We start from the raw sequence: 3,541 nt of genomic DNA, 5'->3' as shown, positions 1-3,541 counted from the left end.
CCGCGCCGGCCCCCCCCCCGGCCCCCCGGGGGGGGCACACGCCCCGTTTCGCCGGGAACAGTGGCGGAGAGTGATTAGGGTGACGGCGTGAATGCTGTCCTCGAGATACAGGGCCTGCGCAAGACCTATCGCAGCCGCAAGGGGGTGCGCCGGGCGCTGGACGGCTTCGACATGGTCGTCGAGGCCGGTCAGGTGCACGGCTTCCTGGGGCCCAACGGCTCCGGCAAGACCACCACGCTGCGTACGCTGCTCGGCCTGATCCGGCCCAACGGCGGCCGGATGGCCCTGCTCGGCCGGGAGGTGCCGCAGGCCCTGCCCGAGGTCGCCGGCCTGGTCGGCGCCATCGTGGAGAGCCCGCAGTTCTTCGGCAACTTCTCCGCCCGCGACACCCTGTCCCTGCTCGCCGACGCCGGCGGCGTCGAGCGGGTGCGGGTGCACGAGGTGCTGGAGCTGGTCGGGCTGCGGGACCGGGCCACCGACCGGGTCAAGACCTACTCGCTGGGCATGAAACAGCGCCTCGCGGTCGCCTCCGCCCTGCTCAAGAACCCGCAACTGCTGATCCTGGACGAGCCGGCCAACGGCCTTGACCCGGGCGGCATCCGGGAGATGCGCACGCTGATGCGCAACCTGGCCGAGTCGGGGATGACCGTGGTGCTCTCCAGTCACATCCTCGGCGAGATCCAGCTCATCTGCGACTCCGTCACGATCATCTCGGCCGGGCGCCGGGTGGCGGCCGGTGGCGTCGCCGACGTGCTGGCCCAGCACGCCACCTCCTCGGTACGGGTCCGCGTCGAGTCGGTCGCCGACCTGACCGGCTCGGCCGGGGCGCTGCGCGAGATCGGCGCCCAGGTCGTCGTCGAGCCGGACCACCTGATGGTCAGCGGCATCGCGCAGCCCGGGGCCATCACCCGGACGCTCGCCGCCCGCGGGGTCTACGTCAGCGAACTGGCCCCGGTCGCGGTCGACCTGGAGAGCGTCTTCCTGGAGCTCACCGGCACCGCGCCGGTCGAGGGCGAACACCGCCAGGTCGACGAGTCCGCGGCCGCCCCGGCGATCAACGGCGGGTGGGGACAGTGAGCCTCTACACGGCGGAGACCCGCCGGCTGACCAAGCGCCGCTTCACCCGGTTCTTCGTGCTCGGCACGCTGCTGGTGCTGGCCGCCATCGTGGCCGGGATGTTCTTCACCAACCACAAGGCGTCACCCGAGCGGCTCGCCGCCGCGCAGGCCGAGGCCGACAGCCAGTACCAGTCGGCTGTGCAGCAGGCGAGCAAGGAGACGGCGGACTGCCAGGCGGCCCAGGGCACGCCGGCGGCGCAGAACTATCCGCCCTGCGACCAGATCTATCAGCCGGTCCGGGACGACTTCCGCGCCGAGTGGTACATGGACCCGACGTTCAACTTCCGCGAGCAGTTCGGTTTCCTGGTGACCGCGCTCGCCGCGCTGCTGGCGGTGACGGCGTTCGTGATCGGCGCGACCTTTGTGGGCGCCGAGTGGAGCAGCGGCGGCATGATGAACCTGCTGCTGTGGCGGCCGCGCCGGCTGCAGGTGCTGGGCACCAAGCTCGGCGCGCTGCTGGTGAGTCTGGCCGCGTTCACGGTGGTGGTCTCCGCGGTGTGGACCGGGCTGTTCGTGCTGATCGCGCAGCTGCGCGGCACGCTGACCGGGATGACCTCGGGTGCCTGGCAGTCCATCCTGCTCATGGAGCTGCGCGGGCTGGTGCTGGTGCTGGCGGCGGGCGCGGTGGGCTTCGGCCTGGCGTCGCTGGGCCGGCACACGGCGATGGCCCTGGGTGCGGCGATCGGGGCGATCATCGTGTTCCAGTTCGGCCTCGGCACCGTGCTGACGCTGGCCAAGGTGCCGTTCGTGGAGGCGTACCTGGTGCCGGTGTGGACCCAGGCCTGGATGGACAAGTCGGCCGTGGCGACCGACTGGGACTCGTGCGACTACTCCAGCACCTCCGGGTGCGAGCCGGCCACGGTCACCATCACCTGGCCGATGGCCGGCGGGGTGCTGGCGGCGGTGGTGCTCCTCGTTGTGGGGGCAGCCATGTGGACTATGCGTAGCCGAGACATTACTTGAGGTAGCTTCGGCTGCATCGGCACTCACGGACGGCGGGGATCGCCGGCTGCCACTATGCTGACGATCCCCTTCGTACATCTGTGCGTGCTCTCCCACCGCCCAGGAGCGCCATGCAGCCCGACGCCTCTCTCAACCAGCAGCACGTCCCCGCGCCCCGCGAGGAGCCCCCGGCCGAGCCCACTGCCGAAGCGCCCGCCCTCACCGAGCGCGAGGTGCAGATCCTCGCGTTCGAGAGCAAGTGGTGGAAGCATGCCGGCGCCAAGGAGCAGGCCGTCCGCGACGCCTTCGGCCTCTCCTCGACGCGCTACTACCAGCTGCTCAACGGCCTGCTGGACAACCCGGCGGCGCTGGCCCATGACCCGGTCCTGATCGGCCGGTTGCGCCGGCTGCGCTCGACCCGGGCCCGCACCCGCCGCCGCTAGCCGGGGGCGTGCGTGGAGGCGTAGGCCTCCAGCCACGCGACCTGCACCGGATCCAGCGAGGCCCGCACCCGCTTGCGCGCGGTCGCCACGTGCTCGGCGGTGACCGTCGAGGCGTCCAGCGACTCGCGCATCGCCGACAGCGCCGCCTCCCGGATCAGCGCGGCACAGTCCGCGGCAGAGAAGCCCTCCAGCTCGGCGCCCAGCTCGTCCAGGTCGACGGCGCTGTCCAGCGGCACGGACTTGGCCGAGGCCCGCAGGATGGCCGCCCGGGCCTCGCCGTCCGGCGGCGGCACGAAGACCAGCCGTTCCAGCCGGCCCGGCCGCAGCAGTGCCGGGTCGATCAGGTCGGGCCGGTTGGTCGCGCCGATCACCACCACGTTGCGCAGCGACTCCACCCCGTCCAGCTCGGTCAGCAGCGCGGCCACGACCCGGTCGGTCGTGCCGCCGTCGGTGGACTGGCCGCGGGTCGGCGCCAGCGCGTCCACCTCGTCCAGGAAGACCAGGGTCGGCGCGGCCTCACGGGCCCGGCGGAAGAGCTCCCGGACCGCGCGCTCGCTCTCGCCGACCCACTTGTTGAGCAGTTCGGCGCCCTTGACCGACAGCACGTTGGCCTTGCCGGTGCCGGCGATCGCCTTGACCAGATACGTCTTGCCGCAGCCGGGCGGGCCGTAGAGCAGGACACCGCGCGGCGGCTGCACCCCGAGCCGGGCGAACGTGTCGGGATAGGTCAGCGGCCACAGCACCGACTCGGTCAGGGTCTGCTTCACCTCGGCCATGTCACCGACGTCGTCCAGCGTGACCTGGGCGACCTCCAGCGTCGACTCGGCCATCGAGGTCGGCCGGATCACGTCCAGCGCGCCCTCGAAGTCGGCCATGGTCACGGTGGGCGACTCGGCCTCCTTCTGGCGCAGCGCGGCGCGTACCCCGGCCTCGCGGGCCAGCGCACCCAGGTCGGCGGCGACAAAGCCCGGGGTACGCCCGGCGATGTCATCCAGCCGCACGTCCTCGGCCAGCGGCATGCCCCGGGTCAGCACCCGC

General features: G+C 72.3%; 4 protein-coding genes. 3 read left to right on the top strand and 1 reads right to left on the bottom strand.

The features are described from left to right. Positions 1-87 precede the first annotated feature (87 nt). Genes AB0C29_RS38760 through AB0C29_RS38750 form a run of 3 tightly spaced genes read left to right on the top strand, consistent with a single transcriptional unit; the run spans position 88 to position 2,503 of the window. Complete coding sequence (locus tag AB0C29_RS38760) at positions 88-1,077, top strand: ATP-binding cassette domain-containing protein (RefSeq protein ID WP_360831439.1); 990 nt, start codon at positions 88-90, stop codon at positions 1,075-1,077. Then, complete coding sequence (locus AB0C29_RS38755) at positions 1,074-2,081, top strand: ABC transporter permease subunit (RefSeq protein WP_360831436.1); 1,008 nt, start codon at positions 1,074-1,076, stop codon at positions 2,079-2,081. Before AB0C29_RS38760 ends, AB0C29_RS38755 begins: the two co-directional genes overlap by 4 nt. A gap of 11 nt (positions 2,082-2,092) precedes the next feature. Beyond that, positions 2,093-2,503: a DUF3263 domain-containing protein gene (locus AB0C29_RS38750; protein WP_360831442.1), complete on the top strand. Its 411-nt coding sequence runs from the start codon at positions 2,093-2,095 to the stop codon at positions 2,501-2,503. On the opposite strand, the gene AB0C29_RS38745 is transcribed toward AB0C29_RS38750, so the two are convergent. Further along, the coding region (locus AB0C29_RS38745) for an AAA family ATPase (RefSeq protein WP_360831433.1) at positions 2,500-3,541 on the bottom strand (1,042 nt) is incomplete at its 5' end. The genes AB0C29_RS38750 and AB0C29_RS38745 overlap by 4 nt on opposite strands.

Source organism: Actinoplanes sp. NPDC048791, assembly GCF_040650095.1.
Classification (GTDB): Bacteria; Actinomycetota; Actinomycetes; order Mycobacteriales; family Micromonosporaceae; genus Actinoplanes.
This window is presented reverse-complemented; position numbering and strand designations above follow the sequence as displayed.